Source organism: Variovorax xiamenensis (genome assembly GCF_050916385.1).
Taxonomy (GTDB): Bacteria; Pseudomonadota; Gammaproteobacteria; order Burkholderiales; family Burkholderiaceae_C; genus Variovorax.
On sequence record NZ_CP139038.1, the window covers coordinates 1,494,345 to 1,517,573 of the forward strand.

Genomic DNA, 23,229 nt, shown 5'->3' on the forward strand with positions numbered 1-23,229 from the left:
CGTATGGCAACATGAGCGAAAAGTTACAAATCAGATAGAGAGGATGACATGTGGCATGACATCGAGGCGGAGGTCGATCTGCTCAACTTCGGCGTGGTGGCGCGCGCGGCTGCGGACCTGATTCGCCAAGCTGGCGGTAGTCCGCTGACCATAGGCGTCTCGGGCGGTTGGGGCGCGGGGAAGTCGACGCTGGTCAAACTGACCAAGGCCGACCTCGAGAGGGCAGAGCCCTTCGGCGCAGCTGCTAGCCCGTACATCGTGATGGAGTTCAATGCTTGGCTCTATCAGGGGTACGAGGACGCTCGGCAGGCGCTCTTGCAAGCTGTCTCCGACCGACTCCTCGAAGAGGCGAAGAAACGGGAGGGCTTCGTCGACAAGGCAATCGCTGTTGTCAAGCGCGTCAGGTTGCTCAAGCTGGCACGCTTGGCTGCGCCCGTGCTTGCGCATGCCGGCATTGGCTCTATCGCCGGCGGGCCGCTTGGCACATTCATTGGCGCAGCGACGGGCCTAGCCAAGGGACTCTCCGATGAGACCAAGCGCGAAGAGAACTTGGCCGCGCTCAAGGATGCCTACGCAGACCTGAAGCCTGAGTTGAAAGAGCTGGTCGGGGAGCGGGAAGACGACTCGCTGCCGAAGGAGATTCATGCTCTCCGGAAGGCGTTCGAGGAGTTGCTCGCAGATATGGGTGTGACGCTGGTGGTGTTCGTCGACGACCTGGACCGTTGCCTGCCACACACTGCTATCGCAACTCTTGAAGCAATGCGGCTGTTGCTGCACGTGAAGAACACCGCGTTCGTCATCGCTGCAGATGAAGCCATGATTCGCGGAGCTGTCCGTGCGCACTTCGCAGGCATGGACATTGAAAGCGGTCTGGTGACGAGCTACTTCGACAAGCTCATCCAGGTACCACTGAAGGTCCCTCGCCTCGGGGTCAACGAAGTGAAGGTCTACCTCGCTCTGATGATGGCCGATCTCGCCGCCAGGCAGCAGCAGCTCACGCCGGAATTCCAACAGCAAGGCCAGAAGGCGCTGCTTGCCCTGTTGAAGACCGCGTGGGGCAAAGGCATCTCGCGCGAGGACTTGACCAAGGCCTATGGCGATGGCGCGAAGAGCATCGCCAGCGAACTCGACATTGCTGACCAGCTTGCGCCGTTGCTGGTCAGTGCAACAGACATCGCTGGCAATCCGCGACTCATTAAGCGGTTCATGAACAACTTGATGATTAGGCTGACCATCGCCAAGGCGATGGACATGCCGATTGCGATTGAGGAGCTTGTGAAGGTCCAGCTGCTTGAGCGCGTTGCATCGCCGGCTGCTTTCGAATTTTTTGTGAAGGCTGTCGCTGCAAACCCGGATGGCAAAGCGGAGTTCTTGGAAGCGCTTGAGCGGGCTGCTCAGGCTGACGAGGAGTACTTCACCCCACACCCGTCTTGGTCTACACCCTTCTACCAACAGTGGGTGCGTCTGAGCCCGCGCCTGAGCGGTTCTGACTTGCGTGCGCTGCTGCATCTCAGCAGGGACCGCTCGCTCGGCCTGGCGGCGTACGACGAACTGTCCGAGGAGGGCAAGCGTCTGCTTGAGGCAACGATGGAAGCCAAGGAAGTCTCCAAGATACTCGTGCCGCAGCTTACGGCACTCGGCCAAGCTGACGTGTCTCGCATCCTCACCCGCGTCATCCGGAAGGCACGGGATGGCCACTGGAACGCAGTCGACCTTCTTCGGTGCCTCAACTGCACCGAAGCCCATCCTGAGCTGGGCGAGCAGTTCGTTCAAGCGCTGGAAGAAATTCCTCCGGGAAGCAGGCCTTACGCAATCTTGCCCAAGCTGAAGAGCAAGCCCTGGGCAGCCTTGTTGCTCACCGATTGGCGCGACGACCCTGAGTCTTCGGAGCAGGTCAAGACGTACCTGAAATCCTCCAAGGGAGGGAAGTGATGGGGACCTCGACTTCAAGCCGCGGTCCGGGCTCAAATGTGAGTCTCGACCCGCCATGGCTCGACGACGTTCTTGACGGGCTTGGCGGCGATGCAGTTCCGCCCGCCGACGGTGAGCCAGTGCCGCCGACGGGTGCTTCAGGAACTGCGCAGCCAGCGCGCTATGCGGAGGCGCGTCGAGAGCTCAAGAAGTTCATCAAGAGCGGTAATACCGACCACCTTCGTGATGCCATCGGTTACTACTCGCGCAAGGGCAGCGGTGGTGCCAGCGCTGCATCGACCCGCATGCGCGCGTCGACGCGAGGAGGAGCGGAGCTCTTCTCGTTCCTCAACGCGGTCAGCCAAGGCGCGTCGGCTGAGGCGCGCCAGTGGGTGCAAGACCTCCAGAGCAAGAATCCGACGGCCGACGACATCGTGGATGCCATCGTTCGTGAGCTCTCTCCACCGGGCGGTAGCGCAGATGAGGAAGCTCTTCGCGACTCCATGGCGTCGGCATTGACCGAGCTCGTCATCGAGAACCCAGACATCGACCTCATGCACCTGCGGACGTCCGACATCTGGGAACTGATGAAGAGCTACCTTGCATCGGAGGTGGCGCATCGACTCTGCTTCGACCTTGGCCCTCTCTTGGAAAGCGCGAAGGTCGACCCAGTCGCCGCAGTGCAGCGCGAGCAGGACATGCGGATTTTCATCAAAGAGGAGGTCGGGGCACACCTCGACCTGCTTCGGGAGTCGAGGCCGAATCCCTCTCGTTCAGACCTTGATGCGATCTTCCAGGAGACCCTGAAGATGACCTTCGAACTGTTTGAGGCCGGCCTATGACTCGTGTCTTTTGCGGTCCGAAGGACCATATCCCTCCGCAGCGTGAGGCTGATGTCGAGTACGTCTCGATGTACGAGCACGAAGGGCTGGCGGACGTCAGCACGGTGGGAACAGCGCTCATCAAGGACATCCTCGCTTCCGGCGTCGCGCCGAGTGCCCGCAGCTGGGATTTCCTGTCGTTGGCGCTGGCGGTCAACGCGGCGGACAACGTGGTTGAGCGGGCCCCGAGCCCCGACGGTTGGACTCGGCAGATTGAGCTGGAGGTGGTGCTCTACGAGTCCGAGCCGTACCAAGCGCTAGCTAAGGAAATCGAGCAGGCGTTGCGCTTCCTGACCGGCGACTTCTGGAGGCTGACTTTTGTTGATGGTGGCTATCCGCCGCCGCGGCCTAAGTCGCCTGTGCGGTTTGACGCCGACTGCGTTTGCTTGCTCTCAGGAGGCCTAGACAGCCTGGTGGGGGCGCTGAACCTCACCGAGCAAGGTCGTCAGCCGCTGCTGGTGTCGCAGACGGCAAAGGGCGACAAGGAAACGCAGAGCCTCTTCGCGACGGGGCTTGGAGGGAATGAGCGGCATCTACAGTGGAACCAGAACATCCGCCCCAAGGTTGATGACATTGAAGGTTCGACACGCGGGCGGTCCATCGGCTTCTTTGCCTTCGCCGCAGTCGCCGCTGAACATCTCGCCACGGTGAGACCCGACCTTCCAGGGCCAATCGAAGTCGTTGTCCCCGAGAACGGCCTGATCAGCTTGAACGTGCCGCTCAATCCCGGCCGTGTGGGTAGTCTGAGCACGAAGACGACGCATCCCGTGTTCATGGACCGTCTGCAGAAGCTATGGGACGCGCTAGGCATTCCCGCGGTGCTGCACCTGCCATATGCCGCCAAGACGAAGGGCGAGATGATGGCTGAATGCAGGGTGCCAGACGTGCTGGCCCAGGTCGCGACCCAAGCGACCAGCTGCGGTCGTTTTGTCCGGAACGGCTACAAGCACTGCGGCCGTTGTGTTCCATGCTTGGTCCGCCGCGCGTCGTTCATCCGCGCCGGCATCGCGGACGACACGACCTATGTTTACCCCATGCTCAGAGGCGCGCAGCTCGACAACGACCCCAACGACATTGGTGCAGTCGCGGCGGCAGTGCTGAAGGTCGAGCAGAACGGGGTGCGCGTCTTCACCGCTGGCCAGTTGGCCTTTGCTGAGCCAAGTCGGCGGCGAGAGTTCGAAGAAGTGGTCCAGCGAGGGCTGGCAGAACTGGGTGTGCTGATGCGACAGCAACATGTCCTGTGATCGACCTCCATTCGCACCTTGACCTATATCCAGATGGTCTCGCTCTCGCGCAGGAAGTGAACCGAAGGAATGAGTTCACGCTCGTGGTGACGACGAGCCCACGTGCCTACAGGGCCACGTCCCGGGTGTTCGCAGAGCTGCGCAACATCGAGGTGGGGCTTGGCCTTCATCCCGAGGTTGCTGTGGCCAAACAGGGCGAGCTCGACGACCTACTTGCAGGCATCGCAAAGGCGCCTTTCATTGGGGAGATTGGGATGGACGGTTCGCCTCGGTTTCGCGGCTCGCTGTCCGTCCAGGAACCGATTTTTCGAGCAGTTCTTTCGGAATGCGGTCGACATCCTGGGAAGGTGATGAGCATCCACTCGCGTGGGGCTGAGCGCCGTGTGGTGGAGCTGCTAGCTACGACAAAGCACGCAGGCATCCCACTGCTGCACTGGTTCTCCGGTGCCCTGGCGGAGCTGGAGAATGCCATTCGAATCGGGTGCTGGTTCAGCGTTGGGCCTGCGATGCTGGAGGGCGAGAAAGGTCGAGCTCTGATCGCTCGAATGCCTCTGAACCGGGTGCTGCCTGAAACGGACGGACCCTTCACGAGTGTCGGAGGAATGCCTCTCCTGCCTTGGGACGCATGGTCTGTGCGCAAGCCACTGGCGGGAATCTGGGGCATGCCGATCGAGGACATTGGGGAACAGCTACGGCAGAACCTGCATCGGTTACTTTCGCAAACTTAGTTAGCCAAAGACATCAGGCGCTGACCAAGCTCAATTACAACTTGTGCCAGTTTGGCGAGGGGGCGCGATCGCAGTCAAGAAGCGGATCACGTTGGCGAAATCCTTCTGGTAAACCCAGGGTTGGCTTAGGACATGTGGCCGCACAACTTCAAGTGCTCCGCGTGATTTTGGGAGGGAGGTATGTCGGGCAACAGTCGCGGAACATTCTCCCGTGAGCGCCCGATTGGTTCAACCTGCGATGGTGTCTTTAACTACCTCAGCCTACTGATAGCTGTCATTCGCAGTCGACTGCTCATGGCCCGAGACCTGACCTCGGTGTCGATCAGCCCGACCAGCCGCAGTCGCTGCAGAGCGGAAATGCGGGCCAACAGACCCGACGGCTCCATCGGAGTCCGATCTCGACAGGTGAGCACACAGAAGCTGCGCGTTCGGCCGCAGCTCAGGTTGTGAGGCGCGTTCGCTTCTGTGGGGACATATTGAACAGCTGGTTCCGGAGCAGCCCGCTCGAAACACCTTGATCTGCTCCCCATACTCCTGACGGACTTTCGCGATCCTCTCTCCATCTTGGAGGCGCAGTTCGGCGCGCTCTTGCGCTAACGCAGAACGCCGAGCCCGCAACGACTGAATTAGAACTTCATCGGGGAAAGCTTGCCGTCTCGCATCTTCGATCAGGCCCGTGTAAATGCCGGCCAAGTCAGTGATGCATTCGCGAGCACTTTCGAAGGCGATCGCTTGTTCCTGGGTCCAAAGGGGCTTCGTCGGAGGGGGCATGAGCGAATTCTCCCTCCTGCGTACAGCGGTACCCAGTTCGATCAGAGTTCCTGCGCTTCGCAAGAGGTGGGTGGGTCATCGCGGCAGGGGACTCCGTAGATTCGAGAGGTATTTAGCGGGTGCTAAATTAAATTCAAGAAATACATTAATTTCAGATTGATTGAAAACAAAAGATTGAAACCTAGAAAGCCAAATTTAAGCGAAATCTAAATAAATCAAGTAATTACTTGACGCGATGAAAGGCGGGCTGCGAAGGCGTTGAAATTGCGCCGAAATTGATGCGTAGTCCTTGCTGGTCCGTCGAATTTCAGAAATACTTGGGTGCTGTGAGGCACCACGATTTTCATTCCACACATGAGGCTCCGTCACCGGCGTCAGTGATTGAGGTATTGACCTTCAATCGACTGTTTGATCAATTCGGACCGTTGCTTCCGGTTGAAGACGCCTGGAAGCTGCTGCATTTTCCAACCAGAGATTCATTTAACCGCGCGATCCTGAAGGGGCGCCTGCCGCTTCGCCTTATTCGCCCCCCGGGACGGCGCGTAGGGTTCTTGGCCACCGTTGATGTGGCTACCTATCTAGCCACACTTGCGACAGACGCTGTCGAGGAGGGTTCGACCATGTAAAGCAAAACGCCGAGTCCCCTTTCGAGAAATCGGCGCAGCCAGCAGCCGGTGAGAACTGCCTAAGGATTCGTAGCCCTTTAGGAAAGTATCTCTCCAGTTAAAGGTCGCGTCAAGCATCCCTGCGCCCGTCTCTTTCGATGGGCTCAATTGGAAAGGTACACCTATGGAAAATCCCACTCGGGATGTCGTCACGCGCTCGCCGAAGCGCATGGTCGGCATCCTCAATTGCAGGTGGTTTCAATCCACCGCTATTCACCACGAAAGCCGTCTGGAGAAGCATTTTGTGCTGCGCACGATGCTTTCGCCGCTCGTCCGCGGCATTCGGCATCAGCCTTTCACCTTGAGCCTAGGCGGTAGCCGAAGCTATACGCCGGACTTCTTGCTGACCTTTGTCGATGGACAGACCGCTGTCGTGGAGGTCAAACGCGCTGAACGAATTCCTGCTCTGAGGGAGCGCTTTGACGAAATCACAAAGCGCTTGGCTGCGGACAGCAGAACATTCTTTGTTGCCCACCAAGGACAGATCGAGGGACAGCGGCGTGCCGAGCGCGCCGCGCTGCTGAGGCGCTATGCCATGTTGCAGCTGAAAGAGGGATTGATCAACGCCATTGCCGAATTCGTCGCAAGCAAGCCGGCAGGCGTTGCGATTGGCGCAGTCATGAAGCACTGCTCAGCCACGCAAGAGGTCGTTTTCCACGCCATCGCTCGGCGTCACATCGTCACTGGTCGTCAACTGCTACTTAGCAAGGACGATCTCGTCTTCACCCCTACTCAGGAGATCGGCAATGTCGTTGCTCAGTTTGGAACCTGGTTTGGTTGTTCGCCGTGGGGGCCGCACGCTGGAACTGATCCGCGTGCTCGAGTGCAACAAGATTCAGTTCGAGGACCAACTGACGCGTTTGGTGACCACATTCACGCTCGCCAATTTTCACTCGATGCTTCAGGTTGGGCAACTGACACCTGTTCTGGCTGAAGAAGCGCCGCAGCCTGCAGATCAGCGGCCGCAGCGCGTAGTCGTCGACTTGTCCAGCTTGAGCCAGAAGGACCGAGCGCAGTTGGAAAGACGCATGAGCTACGTGAAGGCATTGAGAAAACGCCTACTGACGCGTGGGCAGCGCAGCAAGGTTGGCAACGCTATCAAAGAGATAGCCACGAAACTTCAGGACGAGAGGCCGCCGGGGACGTCCACGGTACTCAGTTGGATGCGATGTTTCGAGCTCTCGCAGATGAATCCCGCTGCGTTGTTGTCAGGCAATCGGCATCGCCTTCGTCAAAGAACTTTGTCGACATTGGTTGAGGATGTCATCGACAAAAAGCTGCGGACGGTCTACCTGACCCGAGCCCGGCATACCCTGCGTCACACGCTTGATCAGATCCGCATCGAACTTGATCGCAAAGTCAAGCAAGGGAAGGTCCCTGCGGATCAAGCGAAGGTGAGCCTCTCGACAGTCAGCAGGCGCTTGGCAGACCTCTCGCCCTACGATCGCGACCGTGCGCGATACGGGCTCGCCTACGCTCGCGCCCGGTTTCGGACAAGCGTCGAGGGTGTGACTGCGGTGCGACCGCTTCAGCGGTTGGAATGTGATCACACGCCACTGAATTGGGTGGTGATCTGCGACCGTACTGGGTTACCGCTTGGGCGACCGACATTGACCATCGTCATCGATGCATTCAGCGGGTATGTCGTAGGTCTCTACGTTAGCTTCTACGGACCGGGTTTGACGTCAGTTCTGAATGTCATCAAGAACGCGATCCAGCCGAAAGACGAGTTCGCCAAGGCGGCCGGTACCCAAAAGCCCTGGATCGCCTTCGGGATCGGCGAGACCTACGTTCTGGACAACGGCCTGGAATTCCATTCGCCGCAGTTTCAGCTTGCATCATGGGAGCTCGGCACCGATCTGGAGTACTGCCGGGTACGTACGCCTTGGCTCAAACCCAAGGTCGAGCGCTTCTTTGCGAACCTGGATCACTTTTCCTTGGCGAATGGTCGTGTACATAAGCCGAAGAGCAACGAGCTTCGGCTTGATCCGTCCAAAGACGACTGCATCACCTTCAGCGACTTCGTCACGGGATTGATTCGCTTTGTGGTCGACGCCTACCCGTTCGAGCTGAACAGCCGGCGATTGCAGACGCCTTTCGAACTCTTCGAGGAAGGCATGGATCTGCTGCCGCCGCCAACGTTTCTGAGTTCCACCAGGCAACTCGACATGATCGCCGCGATGAGCAAGGAGTTGACAGTTGCCCAAGGCGGGGTGGAGTTTCACGGTCTTAGCTATTCGAGCAGCGAGCTTTCAGACCTGAAGCGGGCCGTAGGCAGCAAGTTCAAGACGCTGGTGAAGTGGAATCCAGACGATCTTTCGTATGTGTACTTGAAGAATCCGAGAAGCGATGAGTGGCTTGTAGTTCCAAGCCTACGGCGCGAGTACACCGAAGGGCTGTCCTGGGTCCAGCATGGACTCATCCGCAAGCACGCGCGTGAAAAGCATGTCGCGGGTGGCGATCAGGAGCGACTGATGCGCGCGAGGCAGGAGCTTCACGAGCTTTGGATGAACCCCCTTGCACGGCGAAATCGCCGCCAGGACCTGCGCACTGCCGCGAAGTTCTCAGGGCTGTCTTCCAACCAGATCGTCCTTGCCGATGCAAATGCCATCGCATCACCATTGCCTGCTTCTCGGGTCGTCGCGCGAGAAGAGGTCTATCTCTCAATACCTGACGTTCCGTCGTATGAGGGCTTCCGGATGAGGTCGACATGAGAGTCGTAGAGCCGGAGGGCATTGACGACCTCACAGAATATGAGATCGAAGACCGCCGGGTCCTTGAGCGTCGCTACAGAACCTATTCGATCTCTGCGCTCAGGGCAGCCCTGCCGATCGACGAGGTTTTCGTCGCTCATGCCCAGTTCATGCGTGCCGTCAACGCTGTAAGCCGTGTCTACGAGCTCGCCAGGGAGACTTCGATGCCGCAGGGAATGTACCTCGAGGGTCCAGTGGGGACGGGGAAATCTTCGGTCCTAAGGTACTTCAAGGCGTCGTTGCCCAAACAGACGCTCTTTGATGACGAACGCCGAGTGATCACCATCCGTGCGAAGAAGAACGCTTCAGCCGCCCAGCTGGTGGGTGCCGTGTTGCGCTGCTACGGCTATCCGATTCGAAGAGTCGCAAACGATACGCTGGCGCCACGGGTCGACGTCACCAAGGAGGCCATCCGGCAGAAGGGAACTCGCCTGATCGGGATTGATGAAGCATCGAACCTGCTGCATTCGCCGACTCGGCGATTGGCGTCTGCGAAAGGCGATGGCACATCTGCGACTGACTACATCTGCGAGGTTATCGACGACACGTGCATAGGAGTCGTGCTGCTTGGCTCTGAGCGGCTCGCGAGTTTGGAGCAGACCGATCCTGCGCTAGCTAGCCGTTTGACAACGCACGAACGCCTGGAGAACTTCTTCTATGACGACGAATGGGTGAATTTTGCCCGTGCCTTCCTGGGTCAATGCACGGGTTTTGATCTCAGCTTCTTCTTGAGCGGTGCCGGGCTCAAGACCCTGCATCGCGTTGTGGAAGGGAACGTCCGCACATTCAAGCGGTTCGCCACCGAGTGCTGCCTTTGTACCGCCAACGAAGGGGCCGGAGTGCTGCTTGAGTCGCATGCAGCGAAGGCTTTCCGCGCCGTGTTCGGTGGCGCTTCAGAGCATCAGTGCCCCTATGCTCACGCGTCGTAGCTTACCAATCACAAGAGTGCCCGCTGCGAATGAGTCGGGGATGAGCCTCTTGCTTCGTATCGCCGGCGCGAACTTGACGACCATTTCCTGGCTGCGGCGTAGCTTGAACGTGTTGCAACCGCGGCCATTTCGATCCGAGGATGCCGCGCGACTGGCTTCCCTGGTCGACGTCTCGCCGCAGGAGTTGGCGAGTCGTTTGCCAGAGTATGGCTTCTTCCATGGGCGCGCGGTCACACGGTACTTCGGGGCAGTCTCTTTGAGTCGTCCGCATCAACGTTTTGCTCGGCCGCAGGTTTGTCCGGAATGTCTCCACACGACGGGAGTCTGTCGCGCCGAATGGGATTTCAGCTGCTACACAGTCTGCGAGGAGCACTTGATGCCGATGGTCGATCAGTGCACCTCGTGTCGGCGTCGATTGACGTGGAACCGGCCTGCCGTTGATGTCTGCGTGTGTGGTGCGTACATTCGTTCTGCGGACCAGCATCATTCTCGGGAAGGTTTTGCCTATCTGATTTCAAAGCAGATTTCCGCAGCTCTTCGCGGTGCAGCTCTGGCGTTGGGTGAGGGGAGTGAGTGCAAATACAAGTTCCCCGCGTGGTGGGCGGACTTGTCTCTGGATGGTTGCATGCGGATCCTGACGGCGATAGGGGTCATCGACAGACCGCTAGCCGCGATCAAAGTAGCTGAGCTTCAACGGGCATCTTCCGAAGCGTGGCGAGGCATTGTGGAAAGAGGCCTGGCTCGCCTTCAATGGGCAACCGTGCATCAGGGTGAAGAACTCCAGCAGCTAGCACCAGTGATTTGGGAGGGAGGCTTGGAGAGCATTGCACTTGATCAGGCTTCCCTTGCGGATCGACAGGCGGCTCAGTACCTGGCCGAAAGCATCCTAAGGTTGAAGTTCGCTGGACGATTCGGGAGCCTTCGAGGTCCGTTGAGCCAGCGTTCTTTGTTCTGAGGCTCAGAATGAAGCAAGAGATTTTCGGCGTCTGCGCACCGGCGTTTGACGAAGCGCCGTCGTCTTGGCTCAGCAGGGCTGCCGCTACTCAAGCATTGACGCCACGTGACCTGTGCAAGTGGTTGGGCCTACCACCTCGGCGGGACGTGGACTCCAGCTTCTGCATTCAGCAAACCAGAGAGATTGCCGTGCGATGCGGTCTGCGCTCCGATTCGTTCGATTTTGCATGCCGGATGTTGAGGGTCGGTTCAGCCTTGCGTATGAAGAGAGCCGTCCTCTGGTCCGACCGGGGGCGTCCGCGCTATCGTTTCTGTCCCAAATGCCTCCAAGATCAGAGCACACCGTACTTTCCTGTTCACTGGCGTTTCGATCCGTGGCGCCTGTGTTTCAGGCATCAATGCCTGATGGAGGAGGAGTGCTGGAACTGCCACGAGCCGGCTATCTTGCCACGGCACATGCAGCAAGCAGCAGGCGGCGCCGGGGTTACTTTCATGAGCCAATGCTTCGGCTGTTCCGAACTGCTCTGGCGTATTGCACCGATCTACGTGAATCAACTGCCTTCCTCCATGCTGTCTCCTCTAGGAGCCGCTCAACTCGCAAATGGCTGCGCATTCGTTTCGGCTGTTGCGCATGGACGCATGACGAATCTCCTGGGCAGGAGAGTACGCATCGAGACAGAGCTCCCGTTAATGGAAAGAATGCAATTGCTCGTGGGGGTAGAACAACTAAGTCCAGGAAGATTTCGGGGGTAGCAGAAGCTTGCAGCCAGTTTCAGTCCAGGCCTCCTCCTGGCAGTTAGACGGTCTTATATGGTCACCCATACTGTGTCGAGCCCAGAGCTTGCCCGCGATCCGGATGGCACAACGCGTCTGGCTGCCGAGGGACCTGTGTCCATTATCGAGCGAGGAAAACCGGCATTCGTGCTGATGAATATTGATGACTATGACAAGCTCAGTGGCAGACGGCGCGAGATATCGCTACTTGAACTGATGGACAGCATGCCGTGCACTGATGGCGTCGACTACGAGCCGCCGCCAGCCGCCATCGAGTTGAGCGCACCAGAAGCAGGAGTCGTCATGTCTAGAGCTGAAATGAGCAAAGAAATGCCGAGTGCGTCCTCGCTCATCGGGACGGAAGAGCAAGACTTCGAGTGGCTGCATCACGCCTTTGCCCTTCGGAAGCGCAGAGAAGCGGAAGCACCCAGTGAAGGACGGACTAGCGATGGCCACTATGGACCTGCAATTCTGGAGGTCGGCGGCGACAAGTTCGTTGCTGTCAACTTCCGCAAGTTCTACGACGCTAGTCCCATGCAGCAAGTCTGCATTGTCAAAAGAGGGATCAATGCGCGCTTGGTCGATGTCCTCGCGACCTTGATGCATATGCCGAAGGAGAGGGTGATTGATATGCTGGGTTTGACCAGAGCCACGGTCATGCGAAAGAGCCGCAAGCAGGTGGCGCTGTCGAGCGACGAATCCTCTCGTGTCATGGGCTTGAGCAAGCTCATTGGTCAAGTTCAGGTCATGGTGGAAGAGTCGGGTGCACCAGAGGATTTTGACGCGGCGGCATGGGTTGCCCAATGGTTGGATCAACCTCTTCCCGCCCTAAATGGAAGGCGCCCCGGAGATCTGATGGATACGGCAGAAGGCCAAGCCATCGTGTCTCAGGTGCTCAGGCGATTTCGCAGCGCGGCGTACGCATGACGGTTCGCCTCCGTCGGATCGTCTCCAATATGCTTGACTAGACGGTCGCCGCTTTCTACGGCAGGTCGCGCTCCACGTGCAGCTTGGCCGCTTCTTTGAGCGAGCGCCCCCGGTTCAACCTGCTTGACCTTCGTCTACGCAAGCCAAGCTTGGCTGAGAACGGTCAAAGCAAGATGACTTCACCGCGCCCTTACCTGCGCGGTGTTTGCAGCACGCTACTCCTATATTCGCCTGCTCGCCTCAAAATCTTCAATGATTTGTCGGGCGGCTCCCGAGCATTGGATCAAGACCCCGATCTCCCGCCGAAAACTGGCCTCACCCGGGTCGGCTGAGAGCCAGTTCTGACTGGTAATCAAAACATTGTCGTCGTCCCACGCAAGTATCTTTGCGTGCAGGCGGGGATCAATCATCGCCTGTAACATCACTCCATCGCTTCCTGCGCTTGACGTAAGCCTCGCAGTCATGCTCGTGTTGACGTGTCCGCTTTGTGTGCCGTAGTAGATCTGCACGTCCAAACCTCGCTCCCGAGCCGCGGCCGATGCAGGGACCACAATTGCCGCTCGCGTTGCCGCTCCGAGGCGATGGCTGGTGACGAAGATTCGTTTGATTGCGCGATCCCTGGCCATGCGAACGAACTGTGCGTGCTGAGGTCCCAGCACAATCGTGACTTTCGCCCGGATACCTCCGGTAATCGGCCGCTGGAACCGCGCCTTGTCAGCGAGTTGTGCCATCTCGCTGGTTAGTTCGGTCCAGTGACGATCCGTGCCTTTGGTCAGATCAGCGATTTGCTCGAGCACGGCCGCGACAACCCTCCCGTCGCTGAATCGAGCCGAAGCCTCATAGCTTTGAAAGTTCGACGACAGCCAGTTGCAGGAGCCCACGACGGCCATCATGCGGCCCTCTCGTCCATCGTCTGCGCAAAGGATCTTTGCGTGCGAGCGCGTTGAAAAGCGGTGCACGCGAAAGCTGCTTTGCAATCCATCTTGCTGAATGCGGTCGCAGATGTTCTTAACGCTCTGAACCGTGCCCGCAACATCGGTCTTGTCGTCATCTTCCCCCCACAAGATGTCGACAACTGCACCGCGCCTGACCGCGTCATGAAGAAGGGGATGCACGGCGGAGAACGCCCCTTCAGAAATGAAGGTTGAATGAATGATGATGCGTTGGCGCGCACGCTTGATCGTCTCCTGCAGCAGATCTCTATGCGCCGCCCCCCCGAGAATCAGATCGCCGTGCTTGAACGACGCGACAATAGGCTCAGGAAGATCACGATCTATGGTAGCTGGCCGCGCGCCCGGATCAAACGACGGTGAATGAGATCCTCCGGGATGCTGCGGCGCATTCAACGCTGCTTTTTGAACAAGCTCGATCAACTCTCTGGGTGCTCGTGGAGGTAGACCCTCGACCGCTCCGTTCCTGACAGTTGCAATTGCCCATCGATCTACCATTCTTTCCCCGGCGGCCTCGACACCCATGAATCTCTCGTCAACTTCAAACAATGTCGAAAGGATTCCCGCCGTATCGTCGGACGGTTCAATATCTCTGGGCGCTAGCCAAACCAACCGCTCACGTTCTGCGCGTAACTGCACGACGTGCTTCTCGAAAAAAGGAAGCTCTCGGCTTCTATAAAGAGTACCTGTCAATTTATCGATGACGAAGTTCATCCATCGACTCATCGTTTTGGATACTTGGGGCAATTCTTCGTCGTTGACCACTGCTTGGCCGGCAGCACTGATACGAAATTGAACTCCCTTGGGGTCCTGCAATAGATCGACCCAGCCTGCTCGCATTAATCGAATCAAGGCCTCCAATACCAATCGTCGAGGTACGTTAGCCGCTTGAGAAAGTTCGCCAACCGTCCTTGGGCTTGTGGCCAAGGCAGCGAGGAAGACATGCTCCACCAGACTCCATGGACGCCCTTTCGCAAGGAAAAACTTGCGCTTCCCTTTGACGACCGGGATTGCTACCCGTATGAGGCTCATTGAGCGCCTCCTTTTTTTATCAACTTATGCGCGGGCACACGTGCGATTGACCCGTTTTTTTCGCCTTTTTCAAGATAGTCGAGCATCTCTTTCATGAACTTGATCTTCTGTGCTTCCAAGTCACCTTGAGGTGCTGCGACCACTTCCCTGAGAAAATCCAAACTTGCAATTAGGACGAGTTGCCACTTCGCGCGACTCAAGAGCACGTTCATACGTCTAGGGTCACTCAGAAAACCGAAGGCTAGTTGAACCGAAGAATGGTTGTTGTTGCGAACGAGGGAAACCAGCACGATGTCCGCTTCGCTGCCTTGAAAGGAATCGACCGTGAAGCACCGTTGCCCGTTGTGCGATGGTGCGCGAAACTCCGAAAGATGCTGGAGTTTTCCGCCTGCTTCATCTCTTAGAGCGCTATCCAACCGCTTTCGTTGTTGACCGTATGGTGACAAAACGGCAAGTGTGGGAGGCCGCTCAGTGTCTGTAGCACGCAGAATACTCAGGGCTTCGACGACTGCATCGACTTCCGAGGGGTTGTGCCAAACTGGCGTGCGGTCGCCAAACTGCTGCCCCATGTTGGCTTGAACGTAAGGCATATCGATGACCACGATAGGTGCAAGCGGAAGTCGCGCTGGATCGGTCGATTCAAACGGTCTCCGCGCTGTTTCAAAATGCTCTTTACACCCAGGGTCCGTATCCAAGTCGCCATAGAAGCATCGCGAAACCATGTCAGCTATCACGGGGTGCATGCGGTGCTGAGCTGTGAGTTTCTTGGCAATGGGGCGTCCCCCTTTTTTTGACCTCTGACGCTCGAACTCGGTATCGATCGTTGAACCGAAGTAGGTGAGCAGGCGAAGAGCTTCCGAGCACAGGGCTGGTAGCCGCTTGTCCTCGTTGTCTTCGTCGAACATGTCTTCTGCCGCTGAATCGCGCAAGGAGCGCACGACGAATTCCTTGCCCAGGCGCCTGGCCCGCTGGACACGCTCAGGTTGGGAGAGGAGTGTCTTGAGCTGATCTGAAAGGAATGCCGGCAGTTGTTGATGATCACCGATCATGAGTCGGCGGTGTGAGAGCAGCAGCGGCGATATGAGTTCACTACCGGTCGCTTTGGCCGCCTCCTCGACAATCGCCCAATCAAACTGGCCCCGTTCCTCAATCAAGCGCTCAAGTTCGCCGGAATTTGTGGTCGCAAAAACCACGTTCGCTGCGCGAGCGACCAGCCCTTCGAAAACCCGCAGCGCTTGTTCAGGACCTCTTCCGGCGATTGAGCTTTTCGCATCTGCTTCAGTTGCGCCAACGGTCGAAGCTGCCGCCAGTCCGGACAACAGGCCTCGAAGGCGAGGCGGGATCTCCTTGGCGAGTTCGCTTTTAGCGAGTCTCTGAATGAGTGCACGACTTTGAATTTGAATATCGAATTTACTCGGCGGCTCCGTAGTATCTTTCTTGCTCGAGCGAACAATGAGTGGAGCCTCCGATGAAGCGGAAAGCAATCGATTCTCAAGCTCGTCCATGAGGTGATCGATTGCAGCATTGCTCTGTGCGGTTAACAGCAGCCTCGAAGCTGGCTCGTCTTCGAACCTGCGTTGCACAAGGTCTCGAACTAATCGAGTCTTTCCCACACCGGGCGGCCCTTGCACGAGAAAAAGCGGCAGCGTAGAAGTTAGCTGTTGGAGTGCCTGGCGCTTTGGCACATCGAGATGAAGGAAGGCTTCGTCCTCTTTTAGGCTATCGTGGCTGTCAACGATCCGACGGCGCGGATCGATGATCATGCGCAGCAATTCCTGATGATCTTTCAGCGCCGCGAGCGCTTTTGAGCGGCGTCGCAATTGCACGTCCTGCCCGGCAGAAGCGACAAACATCACGGGATCTCGAAGTGGCACCGCACTATCCGGTCCCGCAAACAGGAACCTGTCCGGTTCGCCTCTCATTGATATCACGCGCTGGAACTGCCACTCGCTTGCCGACGCATCGCGGTCACCGACCGATCGGCCATCGGTAAGCATCCATGTTTCGGATACCGAATTCTCGTTGTTGATCAGTTTCGGAAATCGCTCCCCTGGAGGCTTCAGACCCAGTTCGTTCGACAAAGCCTCCCGTTCGGCATCCTTGCGAAGAGTGACGCATAGCCACTGATTTCCCTCATCAGTCTCGTCCATCAAGCTCGGCGGCAGCGTGTGTAGCTGAACTGCAAATACGTTGGCTGCTCCATGGATCGCTTCAAGCAGTTGCAACAACTCCAGCGCACGATGGGTCAGTTGTTCTGGCGTCGGAGGCGCGCTCTCCTGTTCGAAGGTGCGTTGCACGTCCTCCCACGAAGAAAGTCTGCCTCTTAGCCGCGGAAATTTGTCATGGGCCTCGCGCAGGAGAAGAACTTCCAGCGTTTCCGGAGCCAGTAATTGCTGTCCGACCAGCGCCGCAGGTGGTGGGGCCGTATCAACTGCTTCGCAGTATGCGAATTCCCAAGTCGAATTTGTGGTGTTTGGAGCACGATATTCTTGCAGCCGATAATGCAGTGCGCGTCCGCGCAAGACCATACGAAATGAGGTTGCCCCCTGAGGCTTGACCGCTAGAAGCAGGGGTGAGTCGATCAGATCATTGACAACGAAATCGCGCTGAGCCTCTGTGTCGTCTGTCTCGATCTCGTTGTCGGATGCTTGGCGAATACGTTCGGCCAGAACGGTGCCGACGCCCAGACGAACTGCCAAATGAAACTTCGCCCGGCGGCTGGCTGCTTCGGCCGCCAGTGCTCGAAGTACCGCATCGATTCGCGAAGCCACCGTTTCACCATTCAACGGAGAAAGAGGTAGCATCTGAACGAGCCCACGCAATAGGCGCGCTTCGTCGACTGTCAAGTAGTCCGCGATGTCGGAGGGCGCAATCGACGCGTCTACGAGTCGCTCGCGTTTCACTCCTAAAAGATCCCCGAGCAAGAAACCAAACAAGGTCCAATCTCGTACGAATGAGTCCGAGGGTAAGGCACCTTGTGTACCCGATGTTCCTCGTGCAGCACGATCCGTACTAGCGATCCGCATCGACCACTCGAACCCGGTCAATTGGAAATCGGTTTCGGATCCGCCGGACGTCAGGACAGCCCAACCGTCCAGATTCCTGTGCAGTAGACCTTGCCCATGCAAGGCCTCAAGTCCCAGCGCGAGACGCTTGAAATTGGACCAAATCCTCGATCTATTCGAAGCGATGCGGGGCAACTTCAGCCAGTGGTCGCTTCCTGGGATATTCAAGAATGTTTGTAGCGGCTGGCGCTGCCCGGGAGCAAGGATTAAGTAAAAACCCTTGCCATCGAACCCTGCATCATGCAAATGTGCGATTGCATCGGCAGCTCCCGGGTATCCCGCTAAGCGATGGAGTTGGCGCAACTCATGGCGCCAAATAGGTTCCAGGTCTTCGTCGAGGGCTCCGCTATTGCGTGCCCATTCCTTGACAAGGACCGGTGTTCCGTCAGAGGTCGTTCCCGCATACACGCCAGGTCGCCCCAATTTGATGTCTGGCTTCTGCAAGTAGGCTTGATCGAGGGTGTACTCGGCCAAAAAGCCGTCCTTGCGCCGGCGTCGCACCGTCATATCCTTCTCCTCATTTTTTGCTCTCGCGCCAAAATATCGGATTCCAGTCTGCGTAGCGCGGCTGTCTCTGCGGCACAAGAGTAACTGATCGGCCAGCAATATGGCGGCAACTCAGTGTTGCCATTTCCATCACATCCAGCCTCGCTGCCAAGATGCCCTGGCGGGCGCATATGTGCATCCCCCGTTTGTGCGATGCCGGTCATGAGATTGCACATGTAGCATCGGCGGCCAAAGTTGTCAGGAGGTCGCATCATGAGCATCCGAACCTGTGCCCTGGGAGTCGGCCTGGTGTTCCCGCCACGCCTGCGATGGCCAAATACAAAGATGCCGCCAGGGGTTGTCACGGCGACCACGTCTTCGACGCGGCTGCCTGCGACCGGAACTATTTCGGCGCACAGCGCAGTGCATGCACTCAGGTGTCGGCAATCGCGTCGTCAGCGAGCCGTGCTGTAGCTCTCTAGCGGCACTGGCACGTTGTGGCGTGTCATCTTTTCGTGCGCTGATACGCCCCTATCACCGGCCGCGTCAGCGCGCATTGGGTCAGGGTGCTGCGCCGAACCAACTTAATTAGGAACGCCCATGAAAACGGTGAGCCGCAGAATGCTACTGCAGATGGTTACGGGCGCCACTGCGCCCGGGTTCGTACTCGCGCGGCCGACGGAACCGGCAGCCACTGCACCGTCGGCCGCGGCTTCAGGTGCGGCCGGCGTGGCCCTTACCCCTCCTGAGTGGATGGACCAGTGGATTGGGCGTTGGAAAACGTCGGGAAGGGATGTTGAGGGTCTGTTGTACCTAGGCAGGTTTGCCGATCCGGTTTACTTCCTGACCAAAACCATTTCATGGAAGCCCAATGCGAATCAGAAGGGCATGTACCCGCAGGTCACCGTCCCCGTTGGATTCGTCACGGATTTCGCCAGCATTCCTCGGCCTTTCTGGTCGATGCTTCGACCCGACGGAGATTACGCCTATGCCGCGGTAATCCATGACTACCTGTACTGGGCGCAATCCTTCTCCCGCGAGAAGAGCGACATGATTTTCAAGCTTGCAATGGAAGATTTTAAGATCGGCAGCGCAGAAGTCGGCGCCATCTACGCCGGAGTCCGCGCCGGAGGGAAAATTCCATGGAACGAGAACGCCAAGTTGAAGAAGCGAGGCGAAAAGCGTGTACTCAAGGTCAATCCCACTGACCCAACCACCAAATGGGATCAGTACCAGCAACGTTCCGGCGTCTTCGCCAAGTAGCCAGGACGGGCCGAACATTCCGCTTTGTTAGCGGTATCGACTGTGCGCGCTGCCTAATGGTTGGACTCGCGAAGCACATTGGGTCTGCAGTGGTAATCGTCGCCGCGTTGGTGGTCGCCAGCGCGCCCCCTGAAGCTCGCGCACAATCCGCATCGACCCGCCGTAACGAGGCCACATCCGTGTCGTTGGCGACGCAGGCGTTTCTGCCGCTTTTCGCGAAGTCTGACTGGATGGCCAGCTCCTTCAGTCCAGATGGGCGCTTTCTGCTCGTCGTTGACGAGACTCGGTCGTTCATCGTTGACGTTGTCGACGGGCGGGAACTGCGTAGCATCCAGCTTCCCAAGGGCGATAGCGCGCTGTGGTCACGCGCTGTGCCGCCGTCGGGACCCGACTACCGCTGGATGGTGACCACAAGGGAGGGGCGACTGTTGCAGGTTGACGGTCGTACCGGCGCAGCGACGACGCTTCGTTCGTTCCCGCCCACAGCTGCCCATATCAAGTATCGCGACGACGAGTTCGTGTTCGAGTTCGTCTCGCCCTCGACGGTGGTCGTCCTTCTCAACAGAAGAAGTGAGCACAAGAGCAATGGGACTACCCGAACAACTAACGATCGCAAGCTGCTGCGGCTGTCTTTGAGCGCCGGAAGTCCGGAGGCCTCCGCATCGGTGGCCGATGCGCTCTACGACGCGAATCTGACCAACCTACTCGCCGTTAACCGGGAGGCCCGCTACATTGCACTGGCGTCCCGTGAAGGAACGCGCGTCCTAGTCTGGCGATTCGACCCGCTACGCACATCCTCGGCTCCATTTTCGCTTGCGTGCGTCTACGATGGTTCTGAAAAGCTGCGCGCGATCACCCCGTTTGGCCAAGGCTTTGTTGTGTTCAATACGGTTGGCAAAGCCAGAGTGCTGGATCCGCAGGAATGGACTGCCAATACTTGCACAGTTCACCGCCCGATAGATCCAGCCAGTGTCCGATGTGGCTTCGATGCCAGCGTCGCCGCGTTCGCGGGACGCGGAAGGACGCCGAAGGAACTCTTTGTCGTCGACAATGACTACGCAGTCGTTCGTTTGACAGCTGACCTACGCCACTGCGTGTTCGAGCGAACCGCCTTGGGGAACGTGAAGCAAGCATTCTTTTCTGCTCCCATCTTCAAACCGTCCGACCTGACCGCGAAGTTGGTCCCGGAATGGAACGGGTTTGCGGCGGCACCGTTGGGCGATGCGGTTACCGTGGTCGCTGGCACCAGCTTGGTCCGGCTCGACCGCTCGAACCCCAACCCCGTGATGGTTCAAAGCCTCGCGGGCCGGCCTACCGGTGCCGTCGAAGTCGAGACTGGGCCCAACTTCATCCTTGCCTCCAGAAGCTTGGCGCCGGTACGCACCTTCGACGTGGTCAGTGGCCAGCTACGCACGCACGATTACGACTATCGCCGCTACTTGGACGAGGCATGGTTCTTCAACAAGCCATTTGCGATCGTGAGCGGGCTCGGGGCCATTGTGATTCTTGAGCGCGATGGCCAGCTCCGGTTCCACGAATCACTCGCATCGGTGGACACGACCCAACTCCCGCGACCGCAGAAGCTCGCGATCACGTCGCCCAGTGCCTTGTGCGCTTCGAGCGATGGGCGCCGATTGTGGGTACTCTCCGCCGGAAATACCGTCACACGATTCGATCTGGACGAACAAGGCAAATTTTCCAAGATCGCGAGCCTGAGTCTGGGGGAGCACCACGACGCCTTCAAGATCGCGTGTGACTCACGAGGCGCGAGCGCAGTCGTCGCCGACTCTCTTTCGGACGCAGTGGTGGTCTTCGAGGCATCGCACAACACGATCCGCCAGGCTCAGACACTTAACGTGCCCGGCTCGTCCAAGCTGATGGTGCGTCCATCGCTGTCTGGCGATTCCAGCCTTTTGGCCGTCGGCCCCTATTTATTCTTCCGGACCTCGATCGGACTGCCCTTCAGGCGTCACGGCCGTATTCCTGGAGCGAACCGGTTGGTATTCAACCCGCAAGCGGACCGTCTCGCAGCCTTCGGGCCGCAGTCCAAGCTGTACTCGCTGAGCCGTGCGGGCGGCGAGGTCCGCCTCTCGTCGATGCCGGGCCACCTCGGCATGGCTGAGGACGGTGCGTTTCTCGGCGAGTTCCTGGTCGTTCTACGTGATGCCGACCAACTCGAAGCAATCGCCCCAGACGGCGCGGCCCTCGGCAAGTCGGCGTTCGGGGATCAGGCTGTCTGGCTCTTCACCGACGGTAGAGGGCGCTTCGACACCTACGACCCGGAAGGCGCGGCCTCTGCGTACTGGGTGATGCGCGACGACCCAATGCGCGCGCTCGACCCGGAGCTCTTTATGCGCGACTATCTAGAGCCTCGCCTGCTCCCGCGCCTCATGGAATGCAAGGCCGAGGAAGCTCGTAGGCCGGAGGCCTGCACAGAAGCGTTCGCGTCTATCCGGCCGGTCGACACCCTCAATCGCGCCCGACCGGACATCGAATTTCTGGGCGTAGAACCCGGTCCGAATAACACCGTCACAGTGCGGCTGCGTGTCTTCAGTACGCAGGAAACGGCCAAGCCCGCGAACACCGACAGTCGAAGAAGCAGTGGCGCATTTGACCTGCATCTGCGACTCAATGGCCAGTTGGTGGCGCGCCGCCCTGCAATAGGAGCGGCCACGGCATTAAAGCAACCCATGGACGTCGAATGGCGTGATCGAAGTCAACTACTCTCAGGTTCCGGCAGCACTGAGGTGATCATCCCCGGGATCCGTCTGCCCCATCGGGAGCGCGCTGGAGAGGTTGAGTTTTCCGCCTACGCTTTCAACAACGACCGCGTCAAAGGACCGACGCGCACGCGTCAGTATTCGGTGCCTGCTGCCAACGGCTTTCATCGGCGGGCTTTCGTGGTGGCAATCGGCAGCAGTGCGTACGAGGACGAAGCGCTTGACCTACGCTACCCTGCTAATGACGCACGCAAGCTCATAGACACCGTGGTTCCTTCGCTGCGTGCGACCAACCGGTTCGCGGAAGTGATTCCGATCCTGTTGACCAGCGAGTGGGAGGGGACCGCCGCCGATCGGCGGGTGGTTAAGGCCGCCACGACCAAAGAGCGCATCCGCCAAGTTCTAGAGAGTATTAGCGGTAGTGTGCGTGATCCCGGGGTGGCCTACAGCCCATCCACCCCCGATGACACGGTGATCGTTCTCTTTTCCGGCCACGGATTGAACCTGGCGCAGGAGTTCTACCTTGTCCCGTACAACAGCGGCCTAAAGTCGGCAGAAGCATCCGGGCGACCGATTCTTGATCCTGGAAAGCTAGTGTCCAGCTCTGACTTAGCGTATTGGCTACGGGATTTGGTGGCCGACGACGTCGTACTGGTGATCGACGCCTGTCATTCTTCAGCCAGCGTCGAGACGGCCGATTTCAAGCCCGGGCCGATGGGAGCCCGCGGCTTTGGTCAACTGGCCTATGACAAAGGAATGCGGGTACTTGCCTCTACCCGCCCCAATGATCTGGCTTGGGAAAGTCAGGACAAGAGCCAAGGCCTGCTGTCGTATGCATTGTTGCAAGAGGGCTTGGCTGAGCGCAAGGCTGACCGGCGGCCCAGCGATGGAGCCATCACCATGGGCGAGTGGCTGCAGTATGCAGTGGACCGCGTGCCCGCGCTCTACGGCGAGACCTCACGTTCGGGAGCACTCGGCGCAGCGCGACTGGTGACCTTCGACCCTGCGAGCCGCCAAGCCCGAGAGGTATCGGTCAACGGCAGACAGGTTCAAGCCAAGAACCAGCAACCTTCTGCCTTCAGTTTCCGGCGAGGGCAGGACACCACCCTATCTGTGCCTGTAACGAAGCGGTACCAGTGACGACATGATTGAATGCTGACTCGTCGCAGCTTGCGA

General features: G+C 58.5%; 13 protein-coding genes. 11 read left to right on the plus strand and 2 right to left on the minus strand.

Annotated features, from left to right (window positions below):
- The first annotated feature begins 48 nt into the window (after positions 1–48).
- The 9 genes from SFB74_RS06470 to SFB74_RS06510 all read left to right on the plus strand — a co-directional run bounded on the left by SFB74_RS06470 (position 49) and on the right by SFB74_RS06510 (position 12,537).
- Positions 49–1,932, plus strand: a complete 1,884-nt coding sequence (locus tag SFB74_RS06470; RefSeq protein WP_432729942.1) for a KAP family P-loop NTPase fold protein — start codon at positions 49–51, stop codon at positions 1,930–1,932.
- On the plus strand, positions 1,932–2,753 hold the full coding sequence (qatB, locus tag SFB74_RS06475; RefSeq protein WP_432729943.1) for a Qat anti-phage system associated protein QatB: 822 nt from the start codon (positions 1,932–1,934) through the stop codon (positions 2,751–2,753). The genes SFB74_RS06470 and qatB overlap by 1 nt, the downstream gene beginning before the upstream one ends.
- A gap of 68 nt (positions 2,754–2,821) precedes the next feature.
- On the plus strand, positions 2,822–4,036 hold the full coding sequence (gene qatC / locus SFB74_RS06480) for a Qat anti-phage system QueC-like protein QatC (RefSeq protein ID WP_432729944.1): 1,215 nt from the start codon (positions 2,822–2,824) through the stop codon (positions 4,034–4,036).
- The gene (qatD, locus tag SFB74_RS06485; protein WP_432729945.1) at positions 4,033–4,764 is read left to right on the plus strand and encodes a Qat anti-phage system TatD family nuclease QatD; all 732 of its coding nucleotides are present in this window, start codon (positions 4,033–4,035) and stop codon (positions 4,762–4,764) included. The genes qatC and qatD overlap by 4 nt, the downstream gene beginning before the upstream one ends.
- 1,560 nt (positions 4,765–6,324) lie before the next feature.
- The gene (locus SFB74_RS06490) at positions 6,325–7,134 is read left to right on the plus strand and encodes a TnsA endonuclease N-terminal domain-containing protein (RefSeq protein ID WP_432729947.1); all 810 of its coding nucleotides are present in this window, start codon (positions 6,325–6,327) and stop codon (positions 7,132–7,134) included.
- 1,776 nt (positions 7,135–8,910) lie between these two features.
- Entirely contained in the window at positions 8,911–9,882 is a 972-nt protein-coding gene (locus SFB74_RS06495; protein ID WP_432729948.1) for a TniB family NTP-binding protein, read from the plus strand.
- A complete protein-coding gene (locus tag SFB74_RS06500; protein ID WP_432729949.1) occupies positions 9,866–10,837 on the plus strand; it encodes a TniQ family protein in 972 nt (323 codons plus the stop codon). Before SFB74_RS06495 ends, SFB74_RS06500 begins: the two co-directional genes overlap by 17 nt.
- Before the next feature lie 8 nt (positions 10,838–10,845).
- Complete coding sequence (locus SFB74_RS06505) at positions 10,846–11,589, plus strand: TniQ family protein (RefSeq protein ID WP_432729950.1); 744 nt, start codon at positions 10,846–10,848, stop codon at positions 11,587–11,589.
- A 57-nt stretch (positions 11,590–11,646) separates the two neighbouring features.
- Positions 11,647–12,537, plus strand: a complete 891-nt coding sequence (locus SFB74_RS06510) for an antitoxin Xre/MbcA/ParS toxin-binding domain-containing protein (protein ID WP_432729951.1) — start codon at positions 11,647–11,649, stop codon at positions 12,535–12,537.
- Between the two features lie 221 nt (positions 12,538–12,758).
- Here the strand turns inward: SFB74_RS06510 and SFB74_RS06515 are convergent, their stop codons facing one another.
- Complete coding sequence (locus SFB74_RS06515) at positions 12,759–14,519, minus strand: phospholipase D-like domain-containing protein (RefSeq protein WP_432729952.1); 1,761 nt, start codon at positions 14,517–14,519, stop codon at positions 12,759–12,761.
- Entirely contained in the window at positions 14,516–18,091 is a 3,576-nt protein-coding gene (locus tag SFB74_RS06520; RefSeq protein WP_432729953.1) for an AAA domain-containing protein, read from the minus strand. Before SFB74_RS06520 ends, SFB74_RS06515 begins: the two co-directional genes overlap by 4 nt.
- 579 nt (positions 18,092–18,670) lie before the next feature.
- Between SFB74_RS06520 and SFB74_RS06525 the strand changes: the two genes are divergently transcribed.
- Positions 18,671–19,333 carry a DUF1353 domain-containing protein gene (locus tag SFB74_RS06525; RefSeq protein ID WP_432729954.1) on the plus strand — a complete coding sequence of 221 codons (663 nt, stop codon included), beginning with the start codon at positions 18,671–18,673 and terminating at the stop codon, positions 19,331–19,333.
- 179 nt (positions 19,334–19,512) lie between these two features.
- On the plus strand, positions 19,513–23,193 hold the full coding sequence (locus SFB74_RS06530) for a caspase family protein (RefSeq protein ID WP_432729955.1): 3,681 nt from the start codon (positions 19,513–19,515) through the stop codon (positions 23,191–23,193).
- The last annotated feature ends 36 nt before the right edge of the window (positions 23,194–23,229 follow it).

Coding starts and splice junctions, on each gene's coding strand:
- SFB74_RS06525 (WP_432729954.1), top strand. CDS start 18,671: ATGAAAACGGTGAGCCGCAGAATGCTACTGCAGATGGTTACGGGCGCC.
- SFB74_RS06505 (WP_432729950.1), top strand. CDS start 10,846: ATGAAGCAAGAGATTTTCGGCGTCTGCGCACCGGCGTTTGACGAAGCG.
- qatB (WP_432729943.1), top strand. CDS start 1,932: ATGGGGACCTCGACTTCAAGCCGCGGTCCGGGCTCAAATGTGAGTCTC.
- SFB74_RS06490 (WP_432729947.1), top strand. CDS start 6,325: ATGGAAAATCCCACTCGGGATGTCGTCACGCGCTCGCCGAAGCGCATG.
- SFB74_RS06515 (WP_432729952.1), bottom strand. CDS start 14,519: ATGAGCCTCATACGGGTAGCAATCCCGGTCGTCAAAGGGAAGCGCAAG.
- SFB74_RS06500 (WP_432729949.1), top strand. CDS start 9,866: ATGCTCACGCGTCGTAGCTTACCAATCACAAGAGTGCCCGCTGCGAAT.
- SFB74_RS06495 (WP_432729948.1), top strand. CDS start 8,911: ATGAGAGTCGTAGAGCCGGAGGGCATTGACGACCTCACAGAATATGAG.
- SFB74_RS06510 (WP_432729951.1), top strand. CDS start 11,647: ATGGTCACCCATACTGTGTCGAGCCCAGAGCTTGCCCGCGATCCGGAT.
- SFB74_RS06470 (WP_432729942.1), top strand. CDS start 49: ATGTGGCATGACATCGAGGCGGAGGTCGATCTGCTCAACTTCGGCGTG.
- qatC (WP_432729944.1), top strand. CDS start 2,822: ATGTACGAGCACGAAGGGCTGGCGGACGTCAGCACGGTGGGAACAGCG.
- SFB74_RS06520 (WP_432729953.1), bottom strand. CDS start 18,091: ATGACGGTGCGACGCCGGCGCAAGGACGGCTTTTTGGCCGAGTACACC.